This window comes from Arthrobacter sp. E44 (assembly GCF_041877125.1).
GTDB lineage: Bacteria > Actinomycetota > Actinomycetes > Actinomycetales > Micrococcaceae > Arthrobacter.
This window is the reverse complement of the sequence record NZ_JBHDJA010000025.1, coordinates 36,016-61,907: the sequence shown is the minus strand read 5'-3', so window position 1 is coordinate 61,907 and position 25,892 is coordinate 36,016. Positions and strand designations below refer to the sequence as shown.

At 64.6% G+C, this 25,892-nt stretch carries 25 protein-coding genes, 1 pseudogene and 3 riboswitches; of the genes and pseudogenes, 15 read left to right on the top strand and 11 right to left on the bottom strand.

The features are described 5' to 3' along the window. Window positions 1-634 precede the first annotated feature (634 nt). The 4 genes from ACETK3_RS18435 (at window position 635) to ACETK3_RS18420 (ending at window position 2,384) form a co-directional block, all read left to right on the top strand. On the top strand, window positions 635-805 hold the full coding sequence (locus tag ACETK3_RS18435; RefSeq protein ID WP_237429466.1) for a hypothetical protein: 171 nt from the start codon (window positions 635-637) through the stop codon (window positions 803-805). Then, window positions 802-1,470, top strand: coding sequence for a helicase associated domain-containing protein (locus tag ACETK3_RS18430; RefSeq protein WP_237429465.1), 669 nt, complete (start codon window positions 802-804; stop codon window positions 1,468-1,470). The genes ACETK3_RS18435 and ACETK3_RS18430 overlap by 4 nt, the downstream gene beginning before the upstream one ends. 80 nt (window positions 1,471-1,550) lie before the next feature. After that, window positions 1,551-1,694 carry a hypothetical protein gene (locus ACETK3_RS18425; RefSeq protein WP_183044490.1) on the top strand — a complete coding sequence of 48 codons (144 nt, stop codon included), beginning with the start codon at window positions 1,551-1,553 and terminating at the stop codon, window positions 1,692-1,694. 258 nt (window positions 1,695-1,952) lie between these two features. Next, window positions 1,953-2,384, top strand: a complete 432-nt coding sequence (locus tag ACETK3_RS18420; protein ID WP_237429464.1) for a LexA family transcriptional regulator — start codon at window positions 1,953-1,955, stop codon at window positions 2,382-2,384. Between the two features lie 609 nt (window positions 2,385-2,993). Here ACETK3_RS18420 and ACETK3_RS18415 read toward each other — a convergent pair. The 5 genes from ACETK3_RS18415 to chvE all read right to left on the bottom strand — a co-directional run bounded on the left by ACETK3_RS18415 (window position 2,994) and on the right by chvE (window position 9,254). Further along, window positions 2,994-3,899 (bottom strand): aldose 1-epimerase family protein, encoded by a 906-nt coding sequence (locus ACETK3_RS18415; protein WP_237429463.1) that lies wholly within the window; start codon window positions 3,897-3,899, stop codon window positions 2,994-2,996. 176 nt (window positions 3,900-4,075) lie between these two features. After that, window positions 4,076-5,290, bottom strand: coding sequence for an ROK family transcriptional regulator (locus ACETK3_RS18410; RefSeq protein ID WP_237429462.1), 1,215 nt, complete (start codon window positions 5,288-5,290; stop codon window positions 4,076-4,078). 33 nt (window positions 5,291-5,323) lie between these two features. Further along, window positions 5,324-6,526 carry a multiple monosaccharide ABC transporter permease gene (gene mmsB / locus ACETK3_RS18405; RefSeq protein WP_237429461.1) on the bottom strand — a complete coding sequence of 401 codons (1,203 nt, stop codon included), beginning with the start codon at window positions 6,524-6,526 and terminating at the stop codon, window positions 5,324-5,326. 2 nt (window positions 6,527-6,528) lie between these two features. Then, window positions 6,529-8,058: a multiple monosaccharide ABC transporter ATP-binding protein gene (gene mmsA / locus ACETK3_RS18400; protein ID WP_237429460.1), complete on the bottom strand. Its 1,530-nt coding sequence runs from the start codon at window positions 8,056-8,058 to the stop codon at window positions 6,529-6,531. 95 nt (window positions 8,059-8,153) lie between these two features. Next, window positions 8,154-9,254, bottom strand: coding sequence for a multiple monosaccharide ABC transporter substrate-binding protein (chvE, locus tag ACETK3_RS18395; RefSeq protein ID WP_237429459.1), 1,101 nt, complete (start codon window positions 9,252-9,254; stop codon window positions 8,154-8,156). A 309-nt stretch (window positions 9,255-9,563) separates the two neighbouring features. Between chvE and xylA the strand changes: the two genes are divergently transcribed. Together xylA and ACETK3_RS18385 are read left to right on the top strand one after the other, a co-directional pair. Further along, a complete protein-coding gene (xylA, locus tag ACETK3_RS18390) occupies window positions 9,564-10,751 on the top strand; it encodes a xylose isomerase (RefSeq protein ID WP_237429458.1) in 1,188 nt (395 codons plus the stop codon). 78 nt (window positions 10,752-10,829) lie between these two features. Beyond that, the gene (locus tag ACETK3_RS18385; RefSeq protein WP_237429457.1) at window positions 10,830-12,254 is read left to right on the top strand and encodes a xylulokinase; all 1,425 of its coding nucleotides are present in this window, start codon (window positions 10,830-10,832) and stop codon (window positions 12,252-12,254) included. 170 nt (window positions 12,255-12,424) lie between these two features. Here ACETK3_RS18385 and ACETK3_RS18380 read toward each other — a convergent pair whose 3' ends face one another. Genes ACETK3_RS18380 through ACETK3_RS18370 form a run of 3 tightly spaced genes read right to left on the bottom strand, consistent with a single transcriptional unit; the run spans window position 12,425 to window position 15,053 of the window. After that, a complete protein-coding gene (locus ACETK3_RS18380; protein WP_306971284.1) occupies window positions 12,425-13,003 on the bottom strand; it encodes a recombinase family protein in 579 nt (192 codons plus the stop codon). A gap of 48 nt (window positions 13,004-13,051) precedes the next feature. Then, the gene (locus ACETK3_RS18375) at window positions 13,052-13,942 is read right to left on the bottom strand and encodes an AAA family ATPase (RefSeq protein ID WP_237429456.1); all 891 of its coding nucleotides are present in this window, start codon (window positions 13,940-13,942) and stop codon (window positions 13,052-13,054) included. Between the two features lie 13 nt (window positions 13,943-13,955). Continuing rightward, entirely contained in the window at window positions 13,956-15,053 is a 1,098-nt protein-coding gene (locus ACETK3_RS18370) for a Mu transposase C-terminal domain-containing protein (protein WP_237429455.1), read from the bottom strand. A gap of 97 nt (window positions 15,054-15,150) precedes the next feature. Here ACETK3_RS18370 and ACETK3_RS18365 point away from each other — a divergent pair, with 97 nt between their 5' ends. After that, window positions 15,151-15,435, top strand: coding sequence for a hypothetical protein (locus ACETK3_RS18365; protein ID WP_373993308.1), 285 nt, complete (start codon window positions 15,151-15,153; stop codon window positions 15,433-15,435). A gap of 99 nt (window positions 15,436-15,534) precedes the next feature. Here ACETK3_RS18365 and ACETK3_RS18360 read toward each other — a convergent pair. Then, a pseudogene (locus tag ACETK3_RS18360) lies at window positions 15,535-15,930 on the bottom strand (recombinase family protein); the annotation flags it as partial. 319 nt (window positions 15,931-16,249) lie between these two features. Next, a riboswitch (Fluoride riboswitch) is annotated at window positions 16,250-16,331 on the top strand. Between the two features lie 21 nt (window positions 16,332-16,352). Here ACETK3_RS18360 and ACETK3_RS18355 point away from each other — a divergent pair. The 8 genes from ACETK3_RS18355 (at window position 16,353) to nhaA (ending at window position 23,767) form a co-directional block, all read left to right on the top strand. Further along, the gene (locus tag ACETK3_RS18355; RefSeq protein ID WP_237429453.1) at window positions 16,353-17,213 is read left to right on the top strand and encodes a hypothetical protein; all 861 of its coding nucleotides are present in this window, start codon (window positions 16,353-16,355) and stop codon (window positions 17,211-17,213) included. Window positions 17,214-17,255: 42 nt separating this feature from the next. Further along, a riboswitch (Fluoride riboswitch) is annotated at window positions 17,256-17,346 on the top strand. A 21-nt stretch (window positions 17,347-17,367) separates the two neighbouring features. Continuing rightward, entirely contained in the window at window positions 17,368-18,123 is a 756-nt protein-coding gene (locus tag ACETK3_RS18350; RefSeq protein ID WP_237429452.1) for a 2,3-diphosphoglycerate-dependent phosphoglycerate mutase, read from the top strand. Window positions 18,124-18,153: 30 nt separating this feature from the next. Then, window positions 18,154-19,440: a phosphopyruvate hydratase gene (gene eno, locus ACETK3_RS18345; RefSeq protein WP_237429451.1), complete on the top strand. Its 1,287-nt coding sequence runs from the start codon at window positions 18,154-18,156 to the stop codon at window positions 19,438-19,440. A gap of 23 nt (window positions 19,441-19,463) precedes the next feature. After that, window positions 19,464-20,018: a universal stress protein gene (locus ACETK3_RS18340; protein ID WP_237429450.1), complete on the top strand. Its 555-nt coding sequence runs from the start codon at window positions 19,464-19,466 to the stop codon at window positions 20,016-20,018. Beyond that, window positions 20,018-20,632, top strand: a complete 615-nt coding sequence (locus ACETK3_RS18335) for a CrcB family protein (protein ID WP_237429449.1) — start codon at window positions 20,018-20,020, stop codon at window positions 20,630-20,632. The genes ACETK3_RS18340 and ACETK3_RS18335 overlap by 1 nt, the downstream gene beginning before the upstream one ends. Before the next feature lie 5 nt (window positions 20,633-20,637). Further along, window positions 20,638-21,006, top strand: coding sequence for a CrcB family protein (locus tag ACETK3_RS18330; RefSeq protein ID WP_237430582.1), 369 nt, complete (start codon window positions 20,638-20,640; stop codon window positions 21,004-21,006). Window positions 21,007-21,064: 58 nt separating this feature from the next. After that, the gene (locus tag ACETK3_RS18325; RefSeq protein WP_237429448.1) at window positions 21,065-22,312 is read left to right on the top strand and encodes an MFS transporter; all 1,248 of its coding nucleotides are present in this window, start codon (window positions 21,065-21,067) and stop codon (window positions 22,310-22,312) included. A gap of 108 nt (window positions 22,313-22,420) precedes the next feature. After that, window positions 22,421-23,767 carry a Na+/H+ antiporter NhaA gene (gene nhaA, locus ACETK3_RS18320; protein WP_237429447.1) on the top strand — a complete coding sequence of 449 codons (1,347 nt, stop codon included), beginning with the start codon at window positions 22,421-22,423 and terminating at the stop codon, window positions 23,765-23,767. Between the two features lie 200 nt (window positions 23,768-23,967). On the opposite strand, the gene ACETK3_RS18315 is transcribed toward nhaA, so the two are convergent. Both ACETK3_RS18315 and ACETK3_RS18310 read right to left on the bottom strand, forming a co-directional pair. After that, window positions 23,968-24,537 carry an inorganic diphosphatase gene (locus ACETK3_RS18315; protein WP_237429446.1) on the bottom strand — a complete coding sequence of 190 codons (570 nt, stop codon included), beginning with the start codon at window positions 24,535-24,537 and terminating at the stop codon, window positions 23,968-23,970. Between the two features lie 126 nt (window positions 24,538-24,663). Next, window positions 24,664-24,741: riboswitch (Fluoride riboswitch) on the bottom strand. A gap of 248 nt (window positions 24,742-24,989) precedes the next feature. Next, window positions 24,990-25,829 (bottom strand): undecaprenyl-diphosphate phosphatase, encoded by an 840-nt coding sequence (locus ACETK3_RS18310; RefSeq protein WP_237429445.1) that lies wholly within the window; start codon window positions 25,827-25,829, stop codon window positions 24,990-24,992. Window positions 25,830-25,892 lie beyond the last annotated feature (63 nt).

Here is a 25,892-nt window from a genome sequence, read left to right as displayed (position 1 = left end):
CGGTTTCCCAGTGGTGTCCGCAGTCTTCACGGCATCCAGTGTCACCGGCATATCCAGCTCATTCCTGCCAAGCAGACCGCCTGGCGTGTCGAGCCGGATACACCGTTAATTCCACAGTCCCTCACGGTCTTTTTACTTACTGCGCTCATGTGGTGTTGCTCCTTCTTGCCGAGAAGTTGGGTGGGTGGGGCGACCAATGGTGACCGGCCAGCTCCCCTCTCCCCCCGTTGTTTTTGGCTGCTGGCGAAGCTTGCGGAGCTGTGCACGTGCAGGCCCGTCTACCCGCAGGGCAAGACCCGGGAAATCTTCGAAAGGAAATAAGCGACGAAGGAGCGCCGGAGAAGACTTTCCCGGGCCGCAGGCCCCGGAGGAACGAAGGGGCTAGAGGGGCCGGAACGGGCACGTACAATCCGAAGGACAGCAGCCAAAAACGTCGTAGACACACAGGTTCAGGGGGTCCGGAGCTCTGCGACGGTGCGCCCTGGACCCAACAGCCGGCCGCGCCAGCGGACGCCCAACAACTGGTTGAAGCGCAGCGCAAACCAGGGCGAGCCCCGCGAGCATGCACTGCTTCTTGAGCAGGGGTGTTGAGGTCGGGCGTAGGCTACGGCCTAGACAATTTTTGGGGGAATCAATGAACGTCGGTCCAAGCTTCGGAGTCCTGGCCGTGCTCTACATCGTCGTGATGGCCGTCCTGGTCGGCCTGGCGATCTATGTCCTGGTCCTGGTCATCACGTTTCTCCGGCTGCGGATCGCTGAGTTGAACCGGGCCGCGCCGCCGAAGGGATCCTCGGGGCAACCATGACGGAGTCCCGGCGCGTGGCGCCCGATCCCGGGTTTGTCCTGCAGTACCGGCAGGGTGCGCCGACATCGACGATCGCCGCCGCGGCCGGCGTCGCGGAAACCACCGTCCGGTACCACCTGCAGATCGCTGCGAAGGCAGACCCGGGCATCCGGGACGAACACAAAGCCGCGCTGGCCCCTGCCCCGCGGAAATCCGGGGCGGGCCTGCGGAACCTCGCCGACGTGCTGGCCTTCCATGAGGCGCATGGCCGCTTGCCGGTCAGCCACGGGAAGACGGCCCGGGAGCGCGCCCTGGCCGCGTGGCTGGCAAACCGCCGCAGGCAGGCGGCCGAGGGAACACTCTCCCCCACCTACCGGGCTGCCCTGGCGGTGATTCCCGGATGGGCCAGGCCTTCGAACCGCAAGGCCGAGGACAAGAAACGGTGGCACCAGCGGCTGGAGGAGCTCCATCGGATCAGGGCCGCCGGCGGTGACTGGCCCCGGCACCAAAAAACGGACGACCAGGTAGAACGGACCCTGGGCGTGTGGCTGCACGGGCAACGGATCGACTACCGCGCCGGAAGGTTGGACCCGGCCAAAGAGCAGAAGCTGAACATCCTCCTCCCCGGCTGGCGGGAAGGCCGGGGCCACCGCGGCGGCCGCCGAGGGACCCACTCTCGGCCGTAAGTCTCCGGAAGGCACGGCAACAGCGCCAGGCTGCGTGTCCAAAGGGTCACCGGCGGTCAAATCCGCCTAGGGTCAAGATCATGGAGCGGGATAGGTCTGGAGAGCTGGAAGGGCAAACATCGGTCAACGACCTGCTCGACGAACCCATCGGAGCCGAACCCCTCCAGATGGCCCTGCCCATCCTCGTACAGATCCGCCCCGGCGAATTCCGCCGCCTTTCCTGACACCACCCACAGCCGCTGACCACATCAGCAGGCAATCCCTTCGACGGTGAGACCGGGCACCCGGGTATCCAGCCGCCCATGTCCGGTGCGGCGGGTTGTGCACACTGGCGGGCAGGTGGAGCCCTCCGCACAGCTCAAAGCTGTCCCCACTGTGTACAACCCGCCGCGGCTTGCGCCTCCCGAAAACATCTCATGCACGAATGTCCGACCCCCGGAGTACACTGAATACTCGAACATATATTCGAAAAAAGGTGTGTTGTGGGCGTGATTGTCGGTCCCCGCGTGATAGATGCGGGCGTGTCCTTGTTGTCGGTGCTGGTCTCCCCGGTGCCGGTAGCGGCGGGCTTCCCGTCGCCGGCGCAGGACTATTTCGATGGCCGGATCGACCTGAACGCGCACTTGATCAAGGACGTCACCAGCACCTATGTGGTGCGGGTGTCCGGGGAATCGATGGAAGGCGCGGGCATCAGCGACGGGGATGAACTGATCGTGAACCGGGCGCTGGAACCGCATGACGGGTCCGTGGTCGTGGCCGTGCTGGACGGGGAACTGACAATCAAGCGGCTGAGGATCACCCCGACCGGGGTGGTGCTGCAGGCGGAAAACCCGGCGTATCCGGACATCGTGGTGCCGGCCCTGTCGGACCTGACCATCTGGGGTACCGCTATCCGCTGCCTGCACCACGTTTAGGGCCCGTGATGTCTAAGCCGGCCCTGATGCGGCACATGCCCGAGATGGGGCTTGAGGACCAATGCTCGGGAAAGTCACGCTAAGCCGGTGGGGGCCAGGTAGCCGGGGTTCTGGCCGGAGCTGCTGTTACGCCGGGCCGGGGGAGCCGCCGGCGGCTCGCCGTCCGATGCTTGTTTTGTTGAGGTGGCCGTAGATTGTGGAGCGCGGTACCTGGAGCAGGTCGGCGGCTGGACCCTACCTGACCTTCATCCACCGCGCCTCTTTGACTGGTCAGGAGTTCGCCGAGTTTCGCTGCTTCTTGACGGGGGAACCACACGGAGAACGGTCGGTCATCGCTTGTCCTCTCCAAGGTGTTTGTCCTCTCCAAGGTCACGGGCACGCCATTACCCGCGCCGTCAGCTACGAGATAGTCTGCCAGCGCCGGTTCGAGGTCCAATCCCATCAGGATGATCCCGTCACCGCCCGTGCTGTCCCATCGCTCCCCGGCATCCAGGGCTAAACGTGGGTATTCAGGGTATGGGTTGCTTGCGGCCACGCCCCCGAATACACCATAGAGAACGGGCGGGTGCTTCGGCGCTTCGAATACCGCTTGCCATGTGTATGGGACCGTCAGCGGCTCACGGCGGAGATTGACCAGCTTGCTTCATGCGACTCCCCCGGGTCGAGCCGGATCAGATCAACGCCGCTGTTAAAGGCATTCGGTGGGCATGACATTGGTTCAACAGCCAGGCCGATCCGGCTAGGGCCGTCAGGCCTGTCGGCCGTGTGCACCTGTAGCCATGGCCAGTGGCTGTCCCACGAAAGTTCGACTCCGGAACCGGAGGGATCGAACAGTTGCACCCGGGCGCGATCGTCCTCATCCCGGGAGATCCCGGTATAGGCATGGTCGAGCTGGATGTCCCCTAGCTCCCGCTCGCACCGAAAATCATTCGGTGTTCCGTCCACCGGGACTACCTCTCCCGGAACCATCCGCTCGCTGCCCACCAGCATGACCTCGGCGGCGGGGATGCGCACAGACCACTCATCAAGGGGCGCCTCTCCTGCCACGAGGTAGGGGTGAGGGCAAACTCCGTAGGGGGCCGTGCCGGTACCCCGGTTCGTTGAGCGCACGGTACCGTGAAGTCCTTCTTCATCAACCCTGTATCGGACTTCGATATAGAGGTTGAAGGGGTAGGCATCACTGCGGCTCACCTCGCAGCCCATTGACACGGAATCCTCCGTCACCTCAAGGGTTTTCCAATTCCTATTGAAAACCAGGCCGTGCAGGGCGGCGCCGTTGGCGAGATCATTTAGCGGCAGGTGCAGCTGGCGTCCCTCAGCGGTGTACTTTCCGTCGACAACCCTGTTGGGCCAGGGGGCACAGATTACTCCACGAAAGTCGGGGATCTCACCGTTCTCACCGAACGGCACGACGAGGTTCCTCCCCCGATGCCGCAGCTGCCGGAGAGCTCCTCCCCGGGTCGTGACGAGGGCCTCGTACTGGCCCCAGCGGATTTCGAAGTCCGTATCGGACACATCTCTCCCAAGGACAAATTAGTAGTGAAAAAGTGCCAGTGTTTCAGGCATGCCCTGCCCGTTACCCGCGCGGTCATGCGTCGGTATCACTGTCATTGAGTTCTCGCCGCCTGTTCGTGGCAGGATGCTCGACCGGTAACGGTTGACTTGGTGGCCCGGGTTTCTCGAGGGAAGGTTTAGGCCGTCCCGGCGGGGTCAGCGAGGAGCTGGGCAAATGCCAGCTCGGCGGCGCCAACCAATAGCAATTCGGACCCGAGGACCGCCCTTTTGATTTTGACGTCCGCTCCGAGTCCCCCGATCGTCTCCTCGGCCACGGCCGAGATAAGGCGCTCGGGGTCCAAGGAGAAGATAGATCCCAGAAACCCGCCGAGCACGATCATTTCGGGGTTGAAAATGTTGACAAAATTCGTCAGCGCCACCGCAAGGAGGTCGATCTGCCGTTCAACTTCCTCTTGTAGCTCCCGGGACGGACGCTCGGCAATGGCCCGCTCCAGCTCGTCCTGGTCCGCCCGGACACGGCCGAGGGGGGCGAGCAGCCGTTCGAGGCGGACTTCGGCATCCAAACACCCGGACCTTCCGCAATGGCACTTTTCCCCGTTGGTTCGCACCAGAGTGTGTCCGAGTTCGCCGGCAAAACCTGCAGAACCCCGCAAAGGCCTGCCTCCGGAAATGACGCCACCGCCGATGCCGCTGGCACTTCCGTTCAGATACACCACGTCCGAGACCCCCACGGCGGCCCCGTAAATACTTTCGGCGAGCGAACCCAGAGTTGCATCATTCCCGGCACGCACCGGACGGCCCAGGGCTTGCTCAAGGGAGGCCGCCAGGGGCTCATCGGCCCACTGGAGGTGCGGTGCCAGGAGTATCTGCCCGTCGGAGGATCTGACGAGTCCAGGAACGGCAAGCCCAACCCCTGTAATCCGGTCGATGGCCTCCAGGTCGGACTGCATTCCTTCTACAATCGCCCGGCTGATGTTCACTGTTTCCGTCACGGAAGGCTGTGTGGCGGCCTCATACCGGATCCTGCGATGCACGTGACCGCCGAGGCCGACAAGCCCGACGGTCACGGCATCTACATCTGGATTAATGGCTAAGGCCGCGACCTTTTCGTTGGGATGAACGAGGGGGCTTGGCCGTCCTGCGCGCCCGATGGCAGGCGGTTCTGTTTCGTAGGCAAGTCCGAGGTCGCCGAGCTCGCCGACAAGGGCGCTTATAGTTGACCGGTTCAACCCCGTCTGCTTCGTCAGGTGGGCACGCGATAGCGGTCCTTCCCTGTGGAGCAGGCCCAGAATCAACGACAGGTTGTTGCGTCTGATTGTGTCCGTGCTCTGGAGTGCCTTCGTGGTGGGTCTTTGCGCGCCCTGGAGCGGGGTCAGGTGTGGAACGGTCACTCTTTGCCTCTCGAAATTAGTTGTAGTCTCTGCTCATCGTCCTCCGGAACGGCGCTTGTTGAAAATATCGAAAGCGACGGCGAGGAGAAGCACGAGGCCCTTGATGGCCATTTGCCAGGCAGCATCGACGGAGAGAATCGACAGGCCCATATTAAGCACGCCCATGACGAGGCCTCCGATGACCGCCCCGATGATCGTGCCTATTCCGCCCTGGACTGCAGCACCACCGATGAATACGGCTGCGATGGCGTCCAGCTCATAGTTCTGCCCGGCAGAGGCGACAGCGCCGCCCGCTCTGGCCGTGCTGACAACACCCGCCAGGCCTGAGAGTACTCCGATGTTGACGAAGATGAGGAAGTTGACCCATTTTGTCTTGACGCCTGACATCTCAGCGGCAAAGAGGTTGCCGCCCATTGCGTAGATGTGGCGGCCGAACACTGTGCGGTTCAGGACGAACGTGTACACCAGGATGAGGGCCGCCAGGATGATCAGGATGATCGGCGTGCCGTTGTAGCCGGCGAGCAGCCAGGCCAGTGCCATGATGCCGATGACGGCGCCTGCGGCCTTGATGTTGAATGACGTGACGGGCTCTCTGGGCAGGTCAAGTCGTTTGAGCGTCTTCCGGGTACGGATAAGTTGGAGCACGAGGGCCGCAGAGGCGACAATCCCGATCAGGAGCGTGAGGCTGTCCTTCTTTGCGACCTCGCCAAAGATTGGAGGCAGCCAGCCTGCGCCGATGGCGGTGAACGGCGCGGGCAGTCCGTTGATGGTTCCCCCGGTCAGCAGGACAAGGGTCAGCCCGCGGAACAGCAGCATTCCCGCGAGGGTGACGATGAATGCCGGTATCTCCACGAAGGCTATCCAGAACCCCTGCCACGCGCCGATCGCTGCCCCCATAAGCAAGCCGAGAATCACCGCGGCCCACCAGGGTAATCCCCAGTTGTTCATCGCAATGGCGGTCACCGCCCCGACCATTGCCACCACGGAGCCAACTGATAGATCGATGTGTCCGGCGACGATGACGATTACCATTCCGATGGCAAGGATCAGAACGTAAGCGTTTTGTTGGATGAGGTTGTTCACGTTGCCCGGCATGAGGAGCCGGCCGTTGGTGAGGAACTGGAACAAGGCGACGATGATGACCAGCGCCGCCAGGAGTCCGTACTGGCGTAGGTTGATCGCGGCTTTTCGGGGGGAGGCCTTGGGCGTGGGCTTGAGGGTGGTGTCGGTACTCATGGTTAGTCCTTTCCAGCAGTCATGTAGTGCATCAGCACTTCCTGGTCCGCTGCTTCGCGTGGAACTTCGCCGGTGATGCGGCCTTCCGAGATCGCGTATATCCGGTCCGAAAGTCCCAAGAGTTCCGGGAGTTCTGAGGAGATGACGATGACAGCTTTTCCTTGTGCTGCGAGTTCGTTGATGATGCCGTAGATTTCGTATTTCGCCCCGACGTCGATGCCCCGGGTGGGCTCATCGAGAATGAGGATGTCGGGCCCGGAGAAGATCCATTTGCTGAGGACAACTTTTTGCTGGTTCCCGCCGGACAGTTTCCCGGTGATGGCCTCGACACCGGGGGCCTTGATATTCATCCGTTCCCGGTATGACTCGGCGACCTGGTATTCCCGGTGGCGGTCGATGACCCCCCACCGTGCCAGTTTGGACAAGGCGGCAGCTGAGACGTTCACGGTTATGTTTCCGATCAGGTTCAGGCCGTACCTTTTCCGGTCCTCTGTGGCGTAGGCGAGGCCGTTCGCTATTGCCGCTTCCACGGTGCGGACGTCTATGGGCTTCCCGTGCTTGAAAACCGTCCCGGAGATGTTTCTTCCGTACAGCCGCCCGAAGATACTCATCGCCAGCTCCGTGCGGCCGGCCCCCATCAGCCCGGCGAATCCGACGATTTCTCCTGCCCGAACATAAAAGGACGCGTCGTCCACGACACGTCGGGTGTGATCGACAGGGTGGTAAACGGTCCAGTTTTCGACCCGGAAGATCTCTTCGCTGATTTCGGGCTTCCTCGGCGGGAACATACTGGTCAGTTCCCGGCCTACCATGGACCGGATGATGCGGCCTTCGGTGCCATCGGGGCCGTGCATGTCGATCGTTTCGATCGACTTTCCGTCCCGGATGATGGTGACCCGGTCAGCGATGCTGCGTATTTCTTTGAGCTTGTGGGAAATGATGATGCTGGTTACTCCCTGTTGGCGAAGGTGTTCAAGGAGGTTGAGCAGGTGCTCGGAGTCTTCGTCATTCAGGGCCGCGGTCGGTTCGTCGAGGATGAGCAGCTTCACTCTCTTGGACAGCGCTTTGGCGATCTCCACCAGCTGCTGTTTCCCGACCCCAAGTTGGAGGACCGGGGTGGCGGGGCTTTCCCTAAGCCCTACGCGGGCAAGGAGAGCGGCCGCTTCCAGGTTCGTTCTGTTCCAGTCCACAATGCCGTTTCGCGCGCATTCATTGCCCAGGAAGATGTTCTCAGCGATGGACAGGTAGGGGCTGAGCGCAAGTTCCTGATGGATAATCACGATTCCCCGGGCCTCGCTGTCATTGATCGACCTGAAGGCGGCCTCTTCCGCTTCGAACTCAATGACGCCGCCGTAGGTTCCGTGTCCGTAGACCCCGGACAGGACCTTCATCAGCGTTGACTTGCCTGCGCCGTTTTCTCCACAGATGGCATGGACTTCACCGCGGGCCACCTCGAGCGAAACCCCGTCCAGCGCCTTTACTCCATTGAAATCTTTGGTGATGTCCAGCATCCTCAGGATGGGCACATTCATGGCTTCTCCCTTTCGTTGTGGTCTCAATATTCCGGAGACCCGGGTGGCCCTGACCTAGAGACGACGGTCAGGGCCACCCGGGCATGGGTTTTCGGTCAGAGACCCACGTCGGAAGACTTCAGGAAGCCTGAGTCGACGAGCTTTGCCTTGACGGTGTCCTTGGTAACCACTTCGGGGACCAGCAGGTAGGAGGGAACGACTTTCTTTCCGTTGTCGTAGGTCTTCGTGTCATTCACCTCGGGCTTCTGCCCGTCGGCAATCGACTTCACCATTTTGAAGACCTGCTCACCCAGTGCGCGGGTGTCCTTCCATACGGTCATCGACTGCTCGCCTGCAAGCATTGCCTTGACGTTGGCCTTGTCTGCGTCCTGGCCGGTGATGATCGGGTAGTTCGCGCCGGGGGCGTAGCCTGCCGATTTCAGGGATGCCTCGATGCCAATGGCAAGGCTGTCGTTCGGGGACAGAACGACGTCCACTTTCTTGCCTCCGCCGTAGAAGGAAGACAGGCGGTTGTCCATTTCCGCCTGGGCCTTGTCGCTGGCCCACCCCTGAATGCCGATGGACGCCCATTCGGCAGCGGATTTCGGCGCCTTGCCCGACGGAACTGTCAGCTGGCCCTTCTGGATGTAGGGAGAAAGTACATCCCAAGCGCCGGCAAAGAAGAACTTCGCGTTGTTGTCATCAGGACTGCCGGCAAACGCTTCAAGGTTGAAGGGCCCCTTGCCGTCCTTGAGTTTCAAGGTGTCCACGATGTACTGGCCCTGCAGCTGGCCCACTTTGTAGTTGTCAAACGTTGCATAGTAGTCAACGTCCTCGGTGCCGTTGATCAGACGGTCATAGGCGATGACGGTCGCGTCCTGCTTCTTGGCCTGAGCGAGGACAGGGGCCAGGGCAGCGCCGTCGATGGCAGCAACGACCAATATCTTTGACCCGCCAGCCACCTGATTCTGGATTTGGCTGATCTGCTGGTCGGTCTTGTTGTCCGCGTACTGGAGATCGACGGTGCAGCCCGCGGCCGCGAGCTTGGACCGCAGGCCCTCACCGTCGTTGATCCACCGCTCGAGACTCCGGGTAGGCATGGAGATTCCCACGTTGCATCCGGCTGTCTGGGGGGCTGCACTGCCACCGCACGCGGCTAGCGAAAGACTCAGGACCGCTACCGTACCGACGGCGGCCAAGGATTTGGATAGTGACATGTTGTTGTTTCTTTCTTCTCTGAACAGGACAACAAATTGAATTGTTGGGTCGCCGCGCACGTCGCCCATCGTAAGCGGAGGAAGCTGGCCGGCCGATGCTCAGGGTTCATGACGAAACCCTGCTTTTAGAATGTTGCTAGACACAACTTACTTTCTAACCATTAGTGATGCAAGTCTCCTTGCGTGAAAAAGTGCCGCACTTCCACTGCTGCACATTGCCCACATCGTGGTGTCCCGTCGGCAAAAGACCTCTTGACAACGTCTATACGTGCACATAAGTTGTCATCAACAACTAACCCTTGGAGACACATGACAACGACGCCTACGCCTCAGGACCGCTTCACTTTCGGACTTTGGACAGTGGGGTGGACCGGGGCAGATCCTTTTGGCCAAGCCACCCGAGCAGCTCTGGACCCTGTGGAAGCCGTTCACAAGTTCAGTGAACTTGGCGCCTACGGCATCACTTTCCATGACAACGACCTGATTCCCTTTGATGCCAGCGCAGCCGAGCGGGAGCTGATCCTGAAGAACTTCACGGCAGCCCTCGCCGAGACCGGTTTGAAGGTTCCGATGGTCACCACTAATCTCTTCAGCCACCCGGTCTTCAAGGACGGGGGATTCACCTCCAACGACCGTTCCATCCGGCGTTTCGCGCTCAGCAAGGTCCTGACCAACATTGACCTCGCCGCCGAGCTCGGTGCAGACACGTTCGTGATGTGGGGCGGCCGCGAAGGCAGCGAATATGACGGCTCTAAGGATCTCTCCGCCGCACTGGACCGCATGAAGGAGGGCGTCGACACTGCCGCCGCCTACATCAAGGAGAAGGGTTACGGCCTGCGCATCGCGTTGGAGCCCAAGCCCAACGAACCCCGGGGCGACATCTTCCTGCCTACCGTGGGCCACGGTCTGGCTTTCATCGCCCAGCTTGAGCATGGCGACATCGTGGGCCTCAACCCGGAAACCGGCCACGAGCAGATGGCTGGCCTGAACTTCACCCATGGCATCGCCCAGGCACTGTGGGCGGGCAAGCTGTTCCACATCGACCTCAACGGCCAGCGCGGCATCAAGTTCGACCAGGACCTTGTCTTCGGCCACGGCGACCTCACCAGCGCCTTCTTCACCGTGGACCTCCTGGAGAACGGCTTCCCCAACGGCGGCCCGAAGTATGACGGTCCCCGTCATTTCGACTACAAGCCCTCCCGCACAGACGGTTACGACGGCGTCTGGAACTCCGCCAAAGCGAACATGTCCATGTACCTGATGCTGAAGGAGCGCGCCCTGGCCTTCCGCGCCGACCCCGAAGTCCAGGACGCGCTGGCCGCCTCCGGTGTCTTTGAATTGGGCGAACCGACGCTGAGCACCGGCGAGACCACCGCCGATCTGCTGGCGGACGCCTCCGCGTTTGCGGAGTTTGACGCCGACAAGGCTGCAGAGCGTTCTTTCGCGTTCGTCCAGCTGAACCAGCTGGCCATCGAGCACCTGCTCGGCGCCCGCTAAACCGAAACCCAACCGAATCGTCGTTCCGCTGCCGCCGGATCCCCGATCCGGCGGCAGCTTTTCAGAAAGAACCTATCCATGCCGTTGGTAGCAGGTATCGACAGTTCCACCCAGTCATGCAAAGTGGTGATCCGTGATGCCCTCACCGGCCACCTAGTCCGACATGGCCGCGCCGCTCACCCCGCGGGCACTGAGGTCCACCCCGAGTACTGGTGGACTGCCCTTCAGGAGGCAGTAGCTCTGGCAGGGGGCCTGGACGACGTCGACGCCGTCTCTATCGGCGGCCAGCAGCATGGCATGGTGTGCCTGGATTCGGCCGGCGAGGTGGTCCGCCCCGCTCTGTTGTGGAATGACATGCGTTCTTCTGAGGATGCGCGCCAGCTTATCGTTGAGGCCGGAAACGGAGACGTCGACGCCGGTTCCGTTTTCTGGGCGCAGTCCACAGGCACTGTACCGGTTGCCTCCCTGACGATCACGAAGCTCCGGTGGCTTGCACGCCATGAACCTGGCAATGCCCGGCGGGTCGCAGCCGTCTGCCTACCTCACGATTGGCTCAGCTGGCGTCTGGCCGGCCACGGTCCCGGAACAGGCCCGTCGTCACTCCAGCTGCTGAGAACCGATCGCTCAGATGCTTCGGGCACCGGCTACTTTTCCACGGCAAGCGGAGCCTACCGTACGGACCTCGTGGAACAGGCGCTCGGCCACGTACCGGTGCTGCCTGCAGTGGTCGGCCCGCTGGAAGCTGCCGGCAAGACACCGTCCGGAACGCTCATCGGACCCGGCGCCGGAGACAACGCCGCGGCTGCACTGGGAGTCCAGGCTGGCCCCGGCGACGTAGTTGTGTCACTCGGTACATCCGGGGTCGTCTTTGCTGTTTCGCCGACGCCGGCGGCGGATCCTTCGGGCCTCGTCGCCGGCTTCGCCGACGCCTCAGGGAACTTCCTGCCGCTGGCCTGCACGCTGAATGCCACGCGGATTTTCGATGCAACCGCCGGGCTGTTGGGCGTGACGCTTGACGGGCTCTCCGAGCTCGCCCTCTCCGCTCCCGCTGGCGCGGACGGCCTGACCTTGGTTCCCTATTTCGAGGGTGAGCGCACGCCTAACCTCCCCCAGGCCAAAGGCTCCGCGTACGGGCTGACACTGGGCAATTTCACCCCTGCCAACATGGCCAGAGCTGCCATTGAAGGTGTGGTGTGCTCCCTAGCAGACGGCCTCGCCCAGCTGGAGGCCCAGGGTGTTACGGCCGTGCGGATCATCCTGGTGGGCGGCGGGGCGCAGTCCCCGGCCGTCCAGCAGGTTGCCGCAGCAGTCTTCGGGCTGCCGGTGGTGGTACCCGAACCCGGCGAATATGTGGCAGACGGCGCCGCCCGCCAGGCGGCGGCCATCCTCAGGGGATCATGGCCCGACTGGACCCCCAGCATCAGTGAAGTCTCCGCCACCGTCAGCGCGCCGGAAGTTCTGGCTCAGTATCGGAACTACGCAAAGGCGTATGTCAGTCACTGATGGCAAGGCGACGTCTCATGGTCACTCCCTTGAGTTGCCTTAGCCTCGGCTAGGCCAGTCAAGGGCAGGGGCGCCGACGGGGCCTCCAAAGTCGGCGAAAAGTAGCGCTTACTGGAGCAGTCAGCGGCGTCGATTGAGCCAGGTAGCAGGGGTTCTGGCCGGAGCTGCTGTTACGCCGGGCCGGGGGCGCCGCCGGCGGCTCGCCGTCCGATGCTTGTTTTGTTGAGGTGGCCGTAGATTGTGGAGCGGGGTACCTGGAGCAGGTCGGCGATGCGTTGGACGGTGTGGTCCCCTGCGTCGTAGAGCTGTTGGGCGTGGAGGGCCTGGTCGGGGGTGAGTTTCGGGCGTCTTCCTCCGGTTCGTCCGCGGGCGCGGGCGGCTGCGAGCCCGTCGCGGGTGTTGGCGATGATGAGTTCTCGTTGGAGTTCGGCGAGGACGGAGAGCATTCCGAACATCGCCCGTCCTTCCGCGGTCGTTGTGTCGATGCCTTGCTCAAGGACGCGTAATCCCACACCACGCTCCCTGAGGGTTGCGCCCAGGGTGACGAGGTGGAGGACGGAGCGGCCGAGCCGGTCGAGGCGGGTGATGACGAGCTGGTCGCCGACCCGGTTGGCCGAGGCAAGGGCTTTGTCGAGCTCTGGCCTGCTGGCTTTAGCCCCGCTGGCGTGGTCGAGATAAATGTTTGCCGGATCGACGCCGGCGCGGGTGAGAGCGTCTATTTGGTGGTCGGGGTTCTGGTCGGCTGTGATTCTCAGCGCTATATGGCCTTGATTTTGCAGCGCTATTTGGCCAGATCGTCAGGATCCGATGAGGAGGGTTTCGCGGGCGGCTTCGACGACCTCGGCGGTGATGGTGTTGAGCTGGTTGATGTCGCGGATGCGCCTGATCTGGGTGAAGAGGCGTTGGACGAGGCGGAAGTTGCCGTTGGTGATGCGGGCGACGGCCGCTATGGCTTCGGCGTCGGTGAATTCGCCGGGATCCAGGGGCAGGCCGAGTTCGTGCCAGCGGTTTTGGAGGACGAAGGCCAGTTCGCCGGTGTTGAGGGTCCGGTATTGATGGGCGAAGCCGATGCGGCTGTAGAGCTGCGGGTAGCGGGCGAGGCGTTTTTCGATGCCGGGCATGCCGATGAGGATGACGCCCATGGTGTGGCGGTCGTAGTAGTCGCGGACCTGTTCGAGACCGCCGGCCTTGAGCCGGTCGGCTTCGTCGATGATGAGCAGTTCGGTCAGTCCCGAGCTGCGTGAGTCACGCGGTGCGAACGGATCGATGACGCCGTGGTCGTGATAGTCGATCATCCAGGAAATCTGCTGGCAGATGCGGGGCAGGGCCTGGTCGATCTGGCGTGGGCTTGCGGTGACGGTGGGAGTCCAGAACGCGGTGCGGGCTTCGAGGATCCGTGCCGGGATGGGGGCCGGGTCGGCCTCGCCGTTGCGGTGCCATTGCTCCCATTCGGCGGTGCCGGCGTAGCGGCGGGCGGAGAGTGTCTTGCCGACGCCGGGCGGGCCGTAGCAGACCCCGATGTAGCGGTTCTTCCGCACGGTGTCGGCGAACTCTTCGAACCGGCGGTGTTCCTTGGTGACCAGGAACACCGGTGCACCGGTGGGAGGGCGCGGCGGGACGGATGAGAGCTCGCCGAAGGGCCCGGTGAGGAACCTGCGGCCATCGTCGCCTTCGTCCAGGATCGACATGGGTGTGCTCCGTTCAGTCGGTTTCGTACAGGCGCAGCTTCGCTGCCGGGGCGGCGGGAGGTTCCGTGACGTCCGGCGCCGGCACGGCGGTGTATCGGGTGTCGGGCGGAAGGGCGTCGGCGAGGGACAGCTTGCGGCGCAGCTGTCCCTTGAGTGCCTTGCGCCGTTCGTTCCGCGCGGCCTGCAGCTGTTTGAGGGAGACGGTTCCGGCCGCCAGTTCGGGTGCGATGGCCCGGCACAGGAACGTGTCCTCGTGCCAGACTCGGATCTCGGCCAGGTCCCGGGGGTCGTAGCGGATCGTGACGGGTTCGCCGACGTAGGCGGCGAGGGTCGGGGAGATGTAGCGGACGCCGCTGAAGCGGATGCCGTCCCGGTGCACGGTCCGTGCCTTCGCCACGGTGAGCAGCAGCAGGTCGAGGTCTTCGGCATGCTCGGGCAGGCGCGGCAGCCAGCCGCCGGCGGCCCAGTGTTCGGCCGGCGGCCGGCCTGTTTCCGAATGCGGGCGGCGGTGGTAGGTGGAGACGATGAACGTTTCGAGCGCGGCATCGAGTTGCTCGAGGGTCAGGGCCGGGGCCGAGGCGGGTTCGCCGCCGGTGCCGTGCGGAATGAACCCGGGCAGGTGGGGCAGCAGTTCCTCGGTGACGGTGCGGTAGAAGCGTTCGATCTTGCCCCGGCCCTGCGGCACGCCGGGGCGGGAGTGGATAAGCCGGACGTGGGTATCGAGACAAACGCGTTCGAGGCGGGCGCTGGTGAAGTCGGAGCCGTGGTCGCTGTAGAGGACGTCGGGCAGGCCCAGGACCGGCCAGGCCGGGTTCGCCTTCCGGTTCACGGCCTGGTGCAGCGCCAGGGCGGTGCGCTCCGCGTCCGGCGCGCCGAGGAACACGGTGTACCCGGCGACGGCACGGGAGTAGTCGTCCAGGACGACGGTCAGCCACGGCCGCGCGGTCTTTCCCTGCCCGTCGATGACCATGACATCGAGCAGGGTGTGGTCGCATTGCCACTGCCCGTTCGGACGCTTCGCGGTGCGGCGGTAGACCAGCTCGAACCGGTCCCGGTAGGCGGTCTCTCCCTCGTGTGCCAGGGTCCTGAGCCCGGGGTCGATGCCGGCCACGATCGCCCTGACCGTCGAATAGCTGGGCGCGGGAAGGCCGGCGGTCCGCGGCGATGTCGGCGATCCGGCGGTGGATGAACGCGACCGTCGGGGCGGGATGGCGCAGTGCGAGACCCTCCACCGCCCCGACGAGATCCGCCGGCAGCTGCCGGATGCCGCGGTCCGACCGGTCCTTCCGTTCCAGCCCGGCAGTGGTGCCGGTCCGGGCGAACGCGGCCGCCCATCGGCGCAGCGTCCGCGCCGGGATGCCGGACTCGTCGGCGAGCCGGGTCAGCGGTGCCCCGTCGTCGAAGTGGCGGCGCAGCAGCCCGATCTTCTCTTCGGGAGTCAGCCGCTGACCCGCCATGGCCGTCTCACGCCTGCTTCGCGGCCGGCGGATTGACCCGGGCCAGGTGCCACCGCCCGCGTCATACATGGCCCGTGCCTGGGCGATCTTCGTCGCCGTCATCTTGAACTTCGGACCGCCCTTCCGGCCCCTGGCCCGGGCGGCCGCCAGTCCGTCCTGGGTGCGCTCGACGATGAGGTCGTGCTCGAACTCGGCGATCGCGGCGAGCATGTGGAAGAACAGCCGTCCTCCCGGCGTGGTGGTGTCGATCCCCTGGGACAAGGCGCGCAGTCCGACGCCGCGCTCCTGAAGATCGTCGGCGATCTGCTTCAGATTCCGCACCGAGCGGCCCAGCCGGTCCAGCTTGGTCACCACGAGCGTGTCACCGTCCCGGAGATACCGCAGCGTCTCGTCCAAGACCGGGCGGCGCGCGAGAACCCCGGAGGCGTGCTCAACGAACACCTTCCGGCACCCGGCCGCGCTCAACGCGTCCGTCTGGCCCTCGGGGTGCTGCTCCCGGGTCGACACCCGCGCGTAACCGACCAAAGCCATGCCGTCAGTGTATTGCCAACGTCGCTTCGTTTATATACATCACGGACACGGGTCATGAGACACGACACGCCGTGCCGCCGGCCGGGCGTCCGGCTGTCTTGTCAGATTCAGAAGTCGTCTGCACGGAATGTCAGAAGTCGTCTGCACTTTTCGGACATAGCGCTGATTCATGAGGTTCCCGAGCCGTCCTCCAGGGTTTATTCCTGCTCTTCGGGGCTTCGGCTTGGCGTTGGACCGCGAGAGTTTCTGATCGCTTCTGCGCTGTGGGGCGTTCCCCGACAAATGGGACGTAGTACGGGAAGTGGAAGGGGTTTAGCCTTGTTGTAACGGTGATGGATCCCGCCGGGACCGGTTGTTTGCCGGTTCGGACCGCCGAGGTGGCTGATGGGTCCTGCCCCGAATACGGAGGGCGGGTCATTCGCATGACTGGAAATCGGAACGGGTCCGGCACCCTGGAGACGCGCGAACGGGACAACGTCACCGGCGCTTTGTTGCCCGTGCGCCCGCTGGAGCTGTCGGCGGAGGAAGTGCGCCAGCTGTGGTCTTTCATCCACGGAGACATTATGGACGGGAGCATGCGGCGACTGTTGCGTGCCTCGCTTGGGTTGTGTCCCCGGCACACCTGGGCGTACGCGGTGGTGGAGATTGAGCTCTGGCAGGCGGGCGCAGGGGTCCGCGGCGGCCACCAGCCCTTTGACGTCACGGTTCTCTATGAGGATCTCCTCGAACACGTCGCTGCCGGGCTGGGCCGGAAAGGCTCGCTGCTGCACCGGCATCCGGACGAAGTGCTCCTGCCGGTGGGGCCGTGCCGGATCTGTGAGGATATGGCCTCCCCGTCCCTGCCCGGATTGCGGATGGGTTACGCGAACTCCAACACCGAGGCTCTCACCGTTGAAGCGAACGGGCTGGCACACACGACAGCCTGGTGCAGGGAGACATTCCCGCTGTGGCGGGACAGGGTCTGCCCCGCCTGTGATCCTGAGACGTCGAAAGGGGCTGGCGACCCGGTGCTGTTGTGCCGTTTCCATTTGACGGCGCGACGTCCCTTGCCGGAGCAGCTGCGTCACGCAGTTGCCTCGCGGTTGCGCGAGATCAGGGGACGGATGAGGCACCTGACCGACTCGATGACGGACTACGGCGCCCCGGTCGGCGGTGAAGAAAATGCTTCCTGGATCGAGGCCGTTGGCTTCTTTGCCGGCTGGGGCCTGCCCCTGTACCTGGCCAGCAACCCGCGGGAGGCGGAACCCGGTCCGGAAACGACAGGAGCCGAGCGCAGCGAGTAACCGCGTCATATGCTGGCGGGCACCGCCGCTGTGCCTGTAGTCTCTGTTCACGGTGATGGATCCCGCCGGAACAGCCCGCTCAGAAGGTGCCGGGCGTTCGAACCGCCTCCTGGCTGATGGTTCCTACCTTTGCTTAATCGAAGGTAGGTGGCCCATGCCCGCACCCGGCTCGCTGATCCTGCTCCGCCACGGTCAAAGCGTCCTGAATGCCCAGGACCGGTTCACCGGTCTGCTGGACCCGCCGCTGACCGCAGCTGGCAAAGGCGAGGCTGAGGCAGCCGGGAAGCTCATGGCTTCCGCTGACTTCCATCCCGATGCCGTTTACACGTCCACCCTTTCCCGAACCCGGGACACAGCCCGCATCGTCCTGTCTGTGCTGGGGCAGGCTACGGCGCCGGCCACAGCGGCGTGGGAGATGAATGAGCGTAGCTACGGCTCCCTCACCGGGCGGAACCGCAGCGAACTGCTGAGCGAGCTCGGGCCGGAGGTCTTCCACTTCTGGCGCCGCTCGTACTACGGTGCGCCGCCGCCGATGCCACGGGCCGAACTGGCCGCGATCCGGCGCAGCCCGGCTATGGCAGGGCAGCCTCCCGAAGCCGTCCAAGCCACCGAGTCTCTTTGTGGAGTCGTCAAGAGGGTCAGGACGTTCTGGCACCAGCATCTTCGCCCCCGGCTTCGGGAAGGGGAGGATGTGCTCGTGATCGCCCACGGGAACTCTCTGCGGGCGCTCTGCCGGGTCCTGGACCGGCTCTCGGAAGCAGAAGTCGAATCGCTGAACATTCCCACCGGGCAGCCCTTGCTCTACCGTTTCAGCCCAGACCTGGTGCCGCTGGTGCGGGGCGGGGAGTACTTGAATCCGCTGGCGGCGCGGACTGCCGCCGCCCTGGTCGCCGCCGCCGGCGGGACCTGAGATGAGGACGAGGAAATGGAGAAAATCATCATGAATGAACTTCAGATCACCGGGGTGCGTGCCCTGCAGATCCTGGACTCCCGCGGCTACCCCACGGTGAAAGTCTGGCTCACCGCGGCGGATGGCACAGTCTCCGCCGCTTCGGCACCCTCGGGGGCGTCCACCGGTGCCCATGAGGCGGTCGAGTTGCGCGACGGCGGCCAGGAATACTCCGGCAGGGGCGTGCAGAAGGCCGTGGCGAATGTCCGCGGTGAAATCGCCGGGCTGCTGACCTCCCGGAGCTGGGCAAGCCTGACCGATCTGGATCACGCTCTCATATCTCTGGATGGCACACCGGGCCGCTCCCGGCTGGGCGCAAACGCGATCGTGGCGGTCTCCATGGCCGCTGCCCGGGCCTTCGCGGCCGCGGCAGGAACCCCGCTGCATACCTGGATCGGCCACGGCCTGGGCCGGGCAGGGCGGCTGCCGGTGCCGCACTTCAACGTCCTGAACGGCGGAGAGCATGCGGCGAACCCGCTGGAGTTTCAAGAGTTCATGATCGCCCCCGCCGGGGCGCCGTCGTTCGCTGACGGGGTGCGCTGGGGATCTGATGTTTATCATGCGCTGTCCCGGCGGCTGCGCAAACAGGGCCTCTCGACCGGACTGGGCGATGAGGGCGGCTACGCCCCTGACATCGCCCGCCCTGAGGAGGCACTGGACTTGATTGTGGCCGCCATCGGGGATGCCGGCTACGCCCTGGGGCGGCACGGGGTCGCGATCGCCCTGGATCCGGCGGCGAACTCCTTCTTCGGGGACGGGACCTACACGGTGGCGGGACGGGGCTACACCCCGGAGCAGATGATCGCCTACTACGACAGGCTGATCACCGACTACCCGATCTGGAGCCTCGAAGACCCCCTGGCCGAAGACGACCCCGAGGGGTGGCCGGCACTGACCGCGGCCCTCGGGAGCCGGGTGCAGGTGGTCGGCGATGACCTGTTCGTCACCTCCGCGGACCGGGTGAGGGAAGGTATCCGGACCGCGTCCGCGACCGCGGTGCTGATCAAACCCAACCAGGCCGGAACCGTGAGCGAAACCTTCGACACCCTCACGGCCGCCTCCGAGGGAGGTTTCGGGGCGATGGTTTCGCACCGGTCCGGTGAAACCGACGATACGTTTGTCGCGGACCTTGTCGTAGGTTCAGGCTGCGGTCAGCTGAAATCCGGGGCACCTGCCCGGGGGGAACGCGTCGCCAAATACAACCGTCTCCTGGAGATCACCGACGAGTATCCGGAGCTGCCTTACGGGCCGACCGGCACCCACCTCAACGACCAGTAGACACCGCCACGTTAGGAACGCCCATGAATGAGCCCGCAAAGGAACCCCGGCCCGGCACCGGACCCATCGCCTACGTACCGCGCCGGATTTCCGGGCCGGTGCTGATGGGGGTGGTCCCCGGCCAGCCCCTGGCCGTGGCACACCGCGCCGCGGAACTGGCCTACAGCCTGGACGTGAAGCTCATCTGCGCCTACGTGGACGTCACCACCTACCTCGCCGAGGAACCCGACGGGCGGATCGAGGCACGGCCGATTGATCCGGACGGCATCGATGACGACATCGAAGGCATCGCCGCCGCCATCAGGGAACGCCTCCAGGACGCCCTGGACGGAACCGGCATCGATTGGTCCTTCGCGACTCTCTCCGGGGAACCGGCCCGGGCGCTGGGACGGCTGGCCGAGTCCACGGATGCCTCGGTCATCGTCGTCGGCACGCGCGAACGCGGCCTCGGCGCCCGCCTCGAGGAGGTGCTGGTCGGCTCCGTCGCGGTCCATCTCACCCACCGCCAGCACCGCCCCGTGCTGGTCGTCCCGCTCGCCCCGCACACCAGACACCCCCGGCAGGAGGGCCACCACTGATGGAACCGCGCATCCCGGAGATCACAGCAACCGACCCCCCTTCGGCAGGACCCGACACCACGGCCATGGACCGGTTGCCCATCGATAGCGACCCTGAACAGGTAGTGGCGGATGACGCGGACGCCGGGACCCTCGGCGAGGTGAGCGCACACCGCCCGGTGCACCTGCACCCCGGGTTCGTGCTGGTCGTCATCACCGGAGGCGTGGTTGGGGCCCTGGCCCGTTACGGTCTCAGCATTGTCCTGCCCGCCCCGGGCGGGTGGCCGCTGCCCACCCTGATCATCAACCTGGCCGGGGCATTCCTGCTCGGGGTCCTGCTCGAGGCGTTGGTCCGCCGCGGCCCCGACACCGGCAGGCTCAGGGTGATCCGACTGCTCGCCGGGACCGGGTTCATGGGCGCCTTCACCACCTACAGCACCCTGGCCCTGGAAACGAACACCCTGCTCGGCTCCGGACGGACCACCGATGCTTTGATCTATGTGGCTGCCTCGCTGCTGGGCGGCACTGTCGCGACGGTGGCGGGGATCCGGGCTGCCGCCGGCCACCACACCCGGATGACCACCCGGCGCCGGGACGCGACCCTCCGCCCCGACCGGCAGGAAGGCCATCAGTGAACGTCCTGACCATTCTGCTGCTGGGCCTCGCAGGCGGCCTCGGCGCCGGAACCCGCTTCGTCGTCGACGGGCTGGTCCGCTCCACAATCCGCGCCGCACTGCCCATCGGCACGATCGCTATCAACGTCACCGGATCCTTCCTATTGGGACTCGTCGCCGGGTTCGTGATAGCCCACGCCGCCCCGGTCGAGCTGCAGACCATCGCCGGTACCGGATTCCTGGGCGGATACACGACCTTCAGCACGGCCAGCTTCGAGACCGTACGGCTCATCCAGTCCCGCCGGACCGGGCTGGCCCTCCTGAACGGGATCGGCACCGCCGCCGCCGCCATCGGCGCCGCAGCCGCAGGCCTCGCGGCGGCAAGCCTCCTATGAAACCGGCCAGCCACGGAACCATCTCCACGAACCAGCCCAAGGAGAAGCAGTGCCGGAAATGAATCAAGACCACCTCAGCACGGACGGAACACCGAAAACCCGCCTGCACAGGCTCGGACCCATGGGCTTCGTGCTGGCCTTCGGCGTAGTCAGCATGCTCGCCGACGTCGTCTACGAAGGAGCCCGGTCCATCACGGGACCGTTCCTGGCCACCCTCGGCGCGTCCGCGGTCATGGTCGGCTTCATCACCGGCTTCGGGGAAGCTGTGGCCCTCGTGCTGCGCCTGGGCACCGGCCCCCTGGCGGATAGGACCCGCAAATACTGGCCGCTGACCATCGCCGGTTACGCCCTGACCGTGATCGCTGTCCCCTTCATGGCCCTGACAAGCTCACTGTGGCAGGCCTCGGCCTTGGTCATCACGGAGCGTTTCGGCAAGGCAGTTCGCACCCCGGCCAGGGACACCATGCTCTCCCACGCAGGGGCCGAAATGGGCCGCGGAAAAGCCTTCGCCATCCACGAGGCCCTCGACCAGTCCGGGGCACTGCTGGGGCCCCTGCTCGTCGGACTCATGGTCGCCGTCTCCGGTTTCCAACTCGGATTCGGTGTCCTCGCCATCCCGGGTGCAGCGGCACTCGTTGCCGTGATCCTGCTCCGCCGGGCCGCGCCCGATCCTGCACGCTACGACACACACACGGTCAGCGAACCAGCCCCCGCGCCCGGGCAGGTACGGGTCCGGGTCCCGTTGCCGGCCCGGTTCTGGTGGTACAGCGCCTTCACCGCCGTGTCGATGTTCGGGTTCTCCACCTTCGGGGTTATCTCCTACCACCTGGAAGTCCAGAACGTGATGCCCTCGGCGCTGATTCCGGTGACCTATGCGGTGTCCATGGGCGCAGCAGCGCTGGCAGCCCTGGGCTCCGGGGCGCTCTATGACCGGATCGGGCTGCGCGGGCTGCTCATCGCCCTTCCGCTGACCGCGGCCGTCCCTTTCCTGTCCTTCAGCAACACGCCCGTCCTGGTCTGGGTTGGTGCCGTCGTCTGGGGAGCGGCCCTGGGCATTCACGAATCCACCCTCCGCGCCGCCGTCGCAGACCTCGTCCCCTCCGCCACCCGGGGCACCGGATACGGCATCTTCACCGCCATCTACGGCATCGCCTGGCTCGCCGGATCCACCATCATCGGAGCCCTCTACTCAACGTCCCTCACCGGGCTCATCATCTTCACCATCGGCACCCAGCTCGTCGCGCTGATCGCCTTCATCCCGTTGCTCAAATCCGTGCCCGCGCCCACGCAGGGACCCGCTGCGTAGCCGGGCGCGGACTGCCTGATGACGCAGGCGCCCCGTAGACTATATGAAGGTGAGCCGGGAAGTCTGGTCGGCAGTATTTTTTGTCGACCTAACTTTTAGGAGTCCTTCATGGGCCAGAAACTCCCCTCACCGCCGCCCCGGTTCACCATCTTCGGACGGGGCAGTTACGCGGAGTCATTGCGCATCGGCGAGATCCTGCGCAAAGAAACCGTCGGCGGCGTGCTCCTGGTGGCGGCCGCCGCCATCGCGTTGATCTGGGCCAACTCTCCGGTGTCCGAGAGTTACTTTGCCCTCCGGGACTTCAAGATCGGCTACGAGCCATGGCACCTGCAACTGAGCCTCGGCGCCTGGGCCGCAGACGGGCTGCTGGCCATTTTCTTCTTCCTAGTAGGCCTGGAACTCAAACGGGAATTCGTCGCCGGAGACTTGCGCCAGCTCAATAAAGCGATCGTCCCGGTCACTGCCGCCGTGGGCGGCGTGGTGGTCCCCGCACTCATCTACGCCGCTATCAACATCACGAGCCCCGAGACGCTTCGCGGTTGGGCCATCCCCACCGCCACTGACATAGCGTTCGCTGTCGCCGTTCTGGCCATTATTGGCTCGCACCTGCCCAGCGCCCTGCGGATCTTCCTCCTGACCCTGGCCGTGGTCGATGACCTCCTCGCCATCAGCATCATCGCGTTCTTCTACACCACCGAAATCCAGACCGGGCCGCTGCTGTGGGCACTCATCCCGCTGGCCCTCTACACGTTCCTGGCACAGAAATACCGGCGGTTCTTCAAGATGAAAGCCCCTGCGGCGTGGCTGATCCTTTTGCCGTTAGGCACGCTCGCGTGGGCGCTGGTGCACGCCTCGGGCGTCCACGCCACCGTCGCCGGCGTGCTGCTGGGGTTCGCCGTCCCCGTCCTTCGTTCCAAGGCCAGCGGCGGTCCGGACGCGGGCCCCGGCCTTGCCGAAGTCTTCGAGCACAGGTTCCGCCCGATCTCCGCCGGTGTTGCCGTACCCGTGTTCGCGTTCTTCTCCGCCGGCGTGGCCGTCGGCGGCTGGGACGGTCTGGTCTCGGCGCTGACGGACCCGGTGGCCGCCGGCATCATCCTGGCGCTGGTCCTGGGCAAGCCGGCCGGAATTCTCGGAACCACCTGGCTCCTCACCAAGTTCACCAGAGCGCGACTGGACAGCACCTTTAAATGGATAGACGTGCTCGGGGTATCACTCCTGGCGGGCATCGGATTCACCGTCTCGCTGCTCGTGGCCGAACTGAGTTTCGGTAACGGAAGCCTGCACGATGATCATGCGAAGGTGGGTATCCTCACAGCGTCCGTCCTGGCCGCACTGCTGGCTGTCGCCGTGTTGCGGACCAGGAACCGGCAGTACCGGCAGGCCCACGAAGCGGAGCTGATCGATTCAGACCACGACGGCATCCCCGACGCCTACGAACCCCGGAATTCCTCCTGACCGTTCCCATCGATACCATCCCGCGGACGATCGCTCAGCGAATCTACGAAAGATAAGGGCCAGCCGGACAGATTCCGCGCTGGACGCGCGGATGCAGAGCAGACGCAGAGCAAGAGTACTCCCAGAGCACCGACGGCAAAGGGGAGCTAGCCGGTCACGCCTCCTGCCGCCGAGGCTGTGCCTGGGGCATGGGCTTCGGTTCATGCCAGGAGGGGGCCTCGTGGTTGCGGTCCGCCGCCCATTCGGTCCTGCCAGCGTTGGCTGCATTCGCCGAGAATCCTGGCGGCTTCCTCAGGCGTGCCCCAGCCCAGGACCTGGGCGCGGGTTCCGGGCTGGAGGTCCTTGTAGTGATTGAAGTGGTGGGTGATCTGTTCCTGCCACCTGGTACCGAGATCTTCGATGGTGCGGATACGGTCCCCCTCGTCGCGGTCATCTGCCGGGACTGCGACGATCTTATAGTCCATATCGTCCCCGTCGCGGAAGTTCAGGACGCCCAGAATCCGGCCGCGCACGACGAGCCCAGTGGGCAGCGGTTCGCGGGTCACGCACAGAATGTCCAGTTCATCGCCGTCCTCGTCCAACGTTTGCGGGATGAATCCGTAGTTCACCGGTTTGGCGAAAATTCGCGGGTCTACCCGGTCTAGGTGGAAGAGGCCCGTGGTGCGGTCCCATTCGATCTTGTGGCTCGATCCCATCGGAATGTCAATAACACCGATGACCAGGCCACGGTTGTAGTCCCCGCACCCGAGGAGGGCGTTGTAGTCAGTCATGAGAGCACCCCATGTCGGCAACCTGGGTCGATGCAGGGCGAGAGTCTTTACGGTCCGCTTGGGGACGCTCATCCCGCATATGTGAGGCGGTGGCGAAATTAGGCATAGTTCTCCGTCTGTGCGTGGCACTAAACAGGAACTATCAGCCGGGTGCGGCGGTTCGGACGGTGGCCCGCCCCGGCGAGATCCATCACCGTCCCTGTAATCAACCACATGACGAGGCCCGCTGGCAAGGACTTGCCCGCCGTGTCATCACGGCGAGCCATGGGGGATGCTTACAGCTGCCCGGGCCATGCCCGGTCTTAGTGCACGTGGAGCTTCCTGCCTCGCGGACCGATTTTCTGGACAGGCCAGCCGGGGAACGTGCGGGACGACAGACTTTCGCGGGCTTGCCCGTTCGAGCCGCCGGCTGTGGGCACGTATGTCGGGGAGCGGAACCGAACAGGGCGGAGCTACGTGGCGGCGATGATCCCGAAGCCAAGAAGCGCCGCGAGGACGACGCCGAGCCCGATGCGGTATCCGATGAAGACCGTGATGCTGTGTTTGGCGACCAGGCGCAGGAGCCAGGCGATCGATGCGTACGCAACGATGAAACTAACGGCAGTACCGACGATGGTGGGTATCCAGCCAACCGTCGCACTGATCTCCCCGGCCTGGGTAAGACCCTCGTAGGCTCCGGCGGCGGTGAGCGCGGGGATGGACAAAAAGAACGAAATTCTGGTGGCCGCTACCCTGTCCAGATCCCGGAATAGACCGGCGCTGATGGTTGCTCCGGAGCGGGAGATGCCGGGAATGAGAGCGATGCACTGCATGAGGCCGATGACCAGCGTGTCTTTGAGGGTGACCGCCCGCTCGGGGCGTGTCTGCCGGCCCGTCCGTTCAGCCGCTGCCATGACGATGCTCCAGCCGATGAGGGCGGCAACGACAACCCAGAGGTTCCGCAGAGACCCGGCGATGAGATCCTTGCCGAGAAAACCGATCACACCGATCGGAATGGAACCGATAATTACGTACCAGGCGAAACGGTAGTCGGGATGGGTGCGGGCTTCGGCCCGGCGCAGCCCCTGGGCCCAGGCGAGGAACAACCGGGCAATATCGGCTCGGAAATACACGACGACGACGGACAGGATCGCACCGACCTGGATGATCGCCGTGAATGCTGTTACTCCGCCGTCGTCGACCTGCAGACCGAGGAGCTTCTCAACGATCGTCAGATGTCCGGTGCTGGAGACGGGCAGGAACTCAGTCACTCCTTCGACGACACCCAGGACGATTGCTTGAAGCAGGTTCATTCTTTCGCTGATCACTTTCCGGCCCAAAAAGGACCAGCCTCAGTTGACGGATCGAAGTGGAGC

What these genes read in the sequence shown, in the direction of transcription:
- ACETK3_RS18430 (WP_237429465.1), top strand. Translation starts at nt 802, where the DNA reads ATGACGGAGTCCCGGCGCGTGGCGCCCGATCCCGGGTTTGTCCTGCAG.
- nhaA (WP_237429447.1), top strand. Translation starts at nt 22,421, where the DNA reads ATGGGCCAGAAACTCCCCTCACCGCCGCCCCGGTTCACCATCTTCGGA.
- ACETK3_RS18365 (WP_373993308.1), top strand. Translation starts at nt 15,151, where the DNA reads ATGGCGCAGTGCGAGACCCTCCACCGCCCCGACGAGATCCGCCGGCAG.
- eno (WP_237429451.1), top strand. Translation starts at nt 18,154, where the DNA reads ATGAATGAACTTCAGATCACCGGGGTGCGTGCCCTGCAGATCCTGGAC.
- ACETK3_RS18375 (WP_237429456.1), bottom strand. Translation starts at nt 13,942, where the DNA reads ATGTCGATCCTGGACGAAGGCGACGATGGCCGCAGGTTCCTCACCGGG.
- ACETK3_RS18385 (WP_237429457.1), top strand. Translation starts at nt 10,830, where the DNA reads ATGCCGTTGGTAGCAGGTATCGACAGTTCCACCCAGTCATGCAAAGTG.
- ACETK3_RS18340 (WP_237429450.1), top strand. Translation starts at nt 19,464, where the DNA reads ATGAATGAGCCCGCAAAGGAACCCCGGCCCGGCACCGGACCCATCGCC.
- ACETK3_RS18435 (WP_237429466.1), top strand. Translation starts at nt 635, where the DNA reads ATGAACGTCGGTCCAAGCTTCGGAGTCCTGGCCGTGCTCTACATCGTC.
- ACETK3_RS18350 (WP_237429452.1), top strand. Translation starts at nt 17,368, where the DNA reads ATGCCCGCACCCGGCTCGCTGATCCTGCTCCGCCACGGTCAAAGCGTC.
- ACETK3_RS18325 (WP_237429448.1), top strand. Translation starts at nt 21,065, where the DNA reads ATGAATCAAGACCACCTCAGCACGGACGGAACACCGAAAACCCGCCTG.
- mmsA (WP_237429460.1), bottom strand. Translation starts at nt 8,058, where the DNA reads ATGAATGTGCCCATCCTGAGGATGCTGGACATCACCAAAGATTTCAAT.
- mmsB (WP_237429461.1), bottom strand. Translation starts at nt 6,526, where the DNA reads ATGAGTACCGACACCACCCTCAAGCCCACGCCCAAGGCCTCCCCCCGA.
- xylA (WP_237429458.1), top strand. Translation starts at nt 9,564, where the DNA reads ATGACAACGACGCCTACGCCTCAGGACCGCTTCACTTTCGGACTTTGG.
- ACETK3_RS18315 (WP_237429446.1), bottom strand. Translation starts at nt 24,537, where the DNA reads ATGACTGACTACAACGCCCTCCTCGGGTGCGGGGACTACAACCGTGGC.
- ACETK3_RS18335 (WP_237429449.1), top strand. Translation starts at nt 20,018, where the DNA reads ATGGAACCGCGCATCCCGGAGATCACAGCAACCGACCCCCCTTCGGCA.
- ACETK3_RS18355 (WP_237429453.1), top strand. Translation starts at nt 16,353, where the DNA reads ATGACTGGAAATCGGAACGGGTCCGGCACCCTGGAGACGCGCGAACGG.
- ACETK3_RS18310 (WP_237429445.1), bottom strand. Translation starts at nt 25,829, where the DNA reads ATGAACCTGCTTCAAGCAATCGTCCTGGGTGTCGTCGAAGGAGTGACT.
- chvE (WP_237429459.1), bottom strand. Translation starts at nt 9,254, where the DNA reads ATGTCACTATCCAAATCCTTGGCCGCCGTCGGTACGGTAGCGGTCCTG.
- ACETK3_RS18425 (WP_183044490.1), top strand. Translation starts at nt 1,551, where the DNA reads ATGGAGCGGGATAGGTCTGGAGAGCTGGAAGGGCAAACATCGGTCAAC.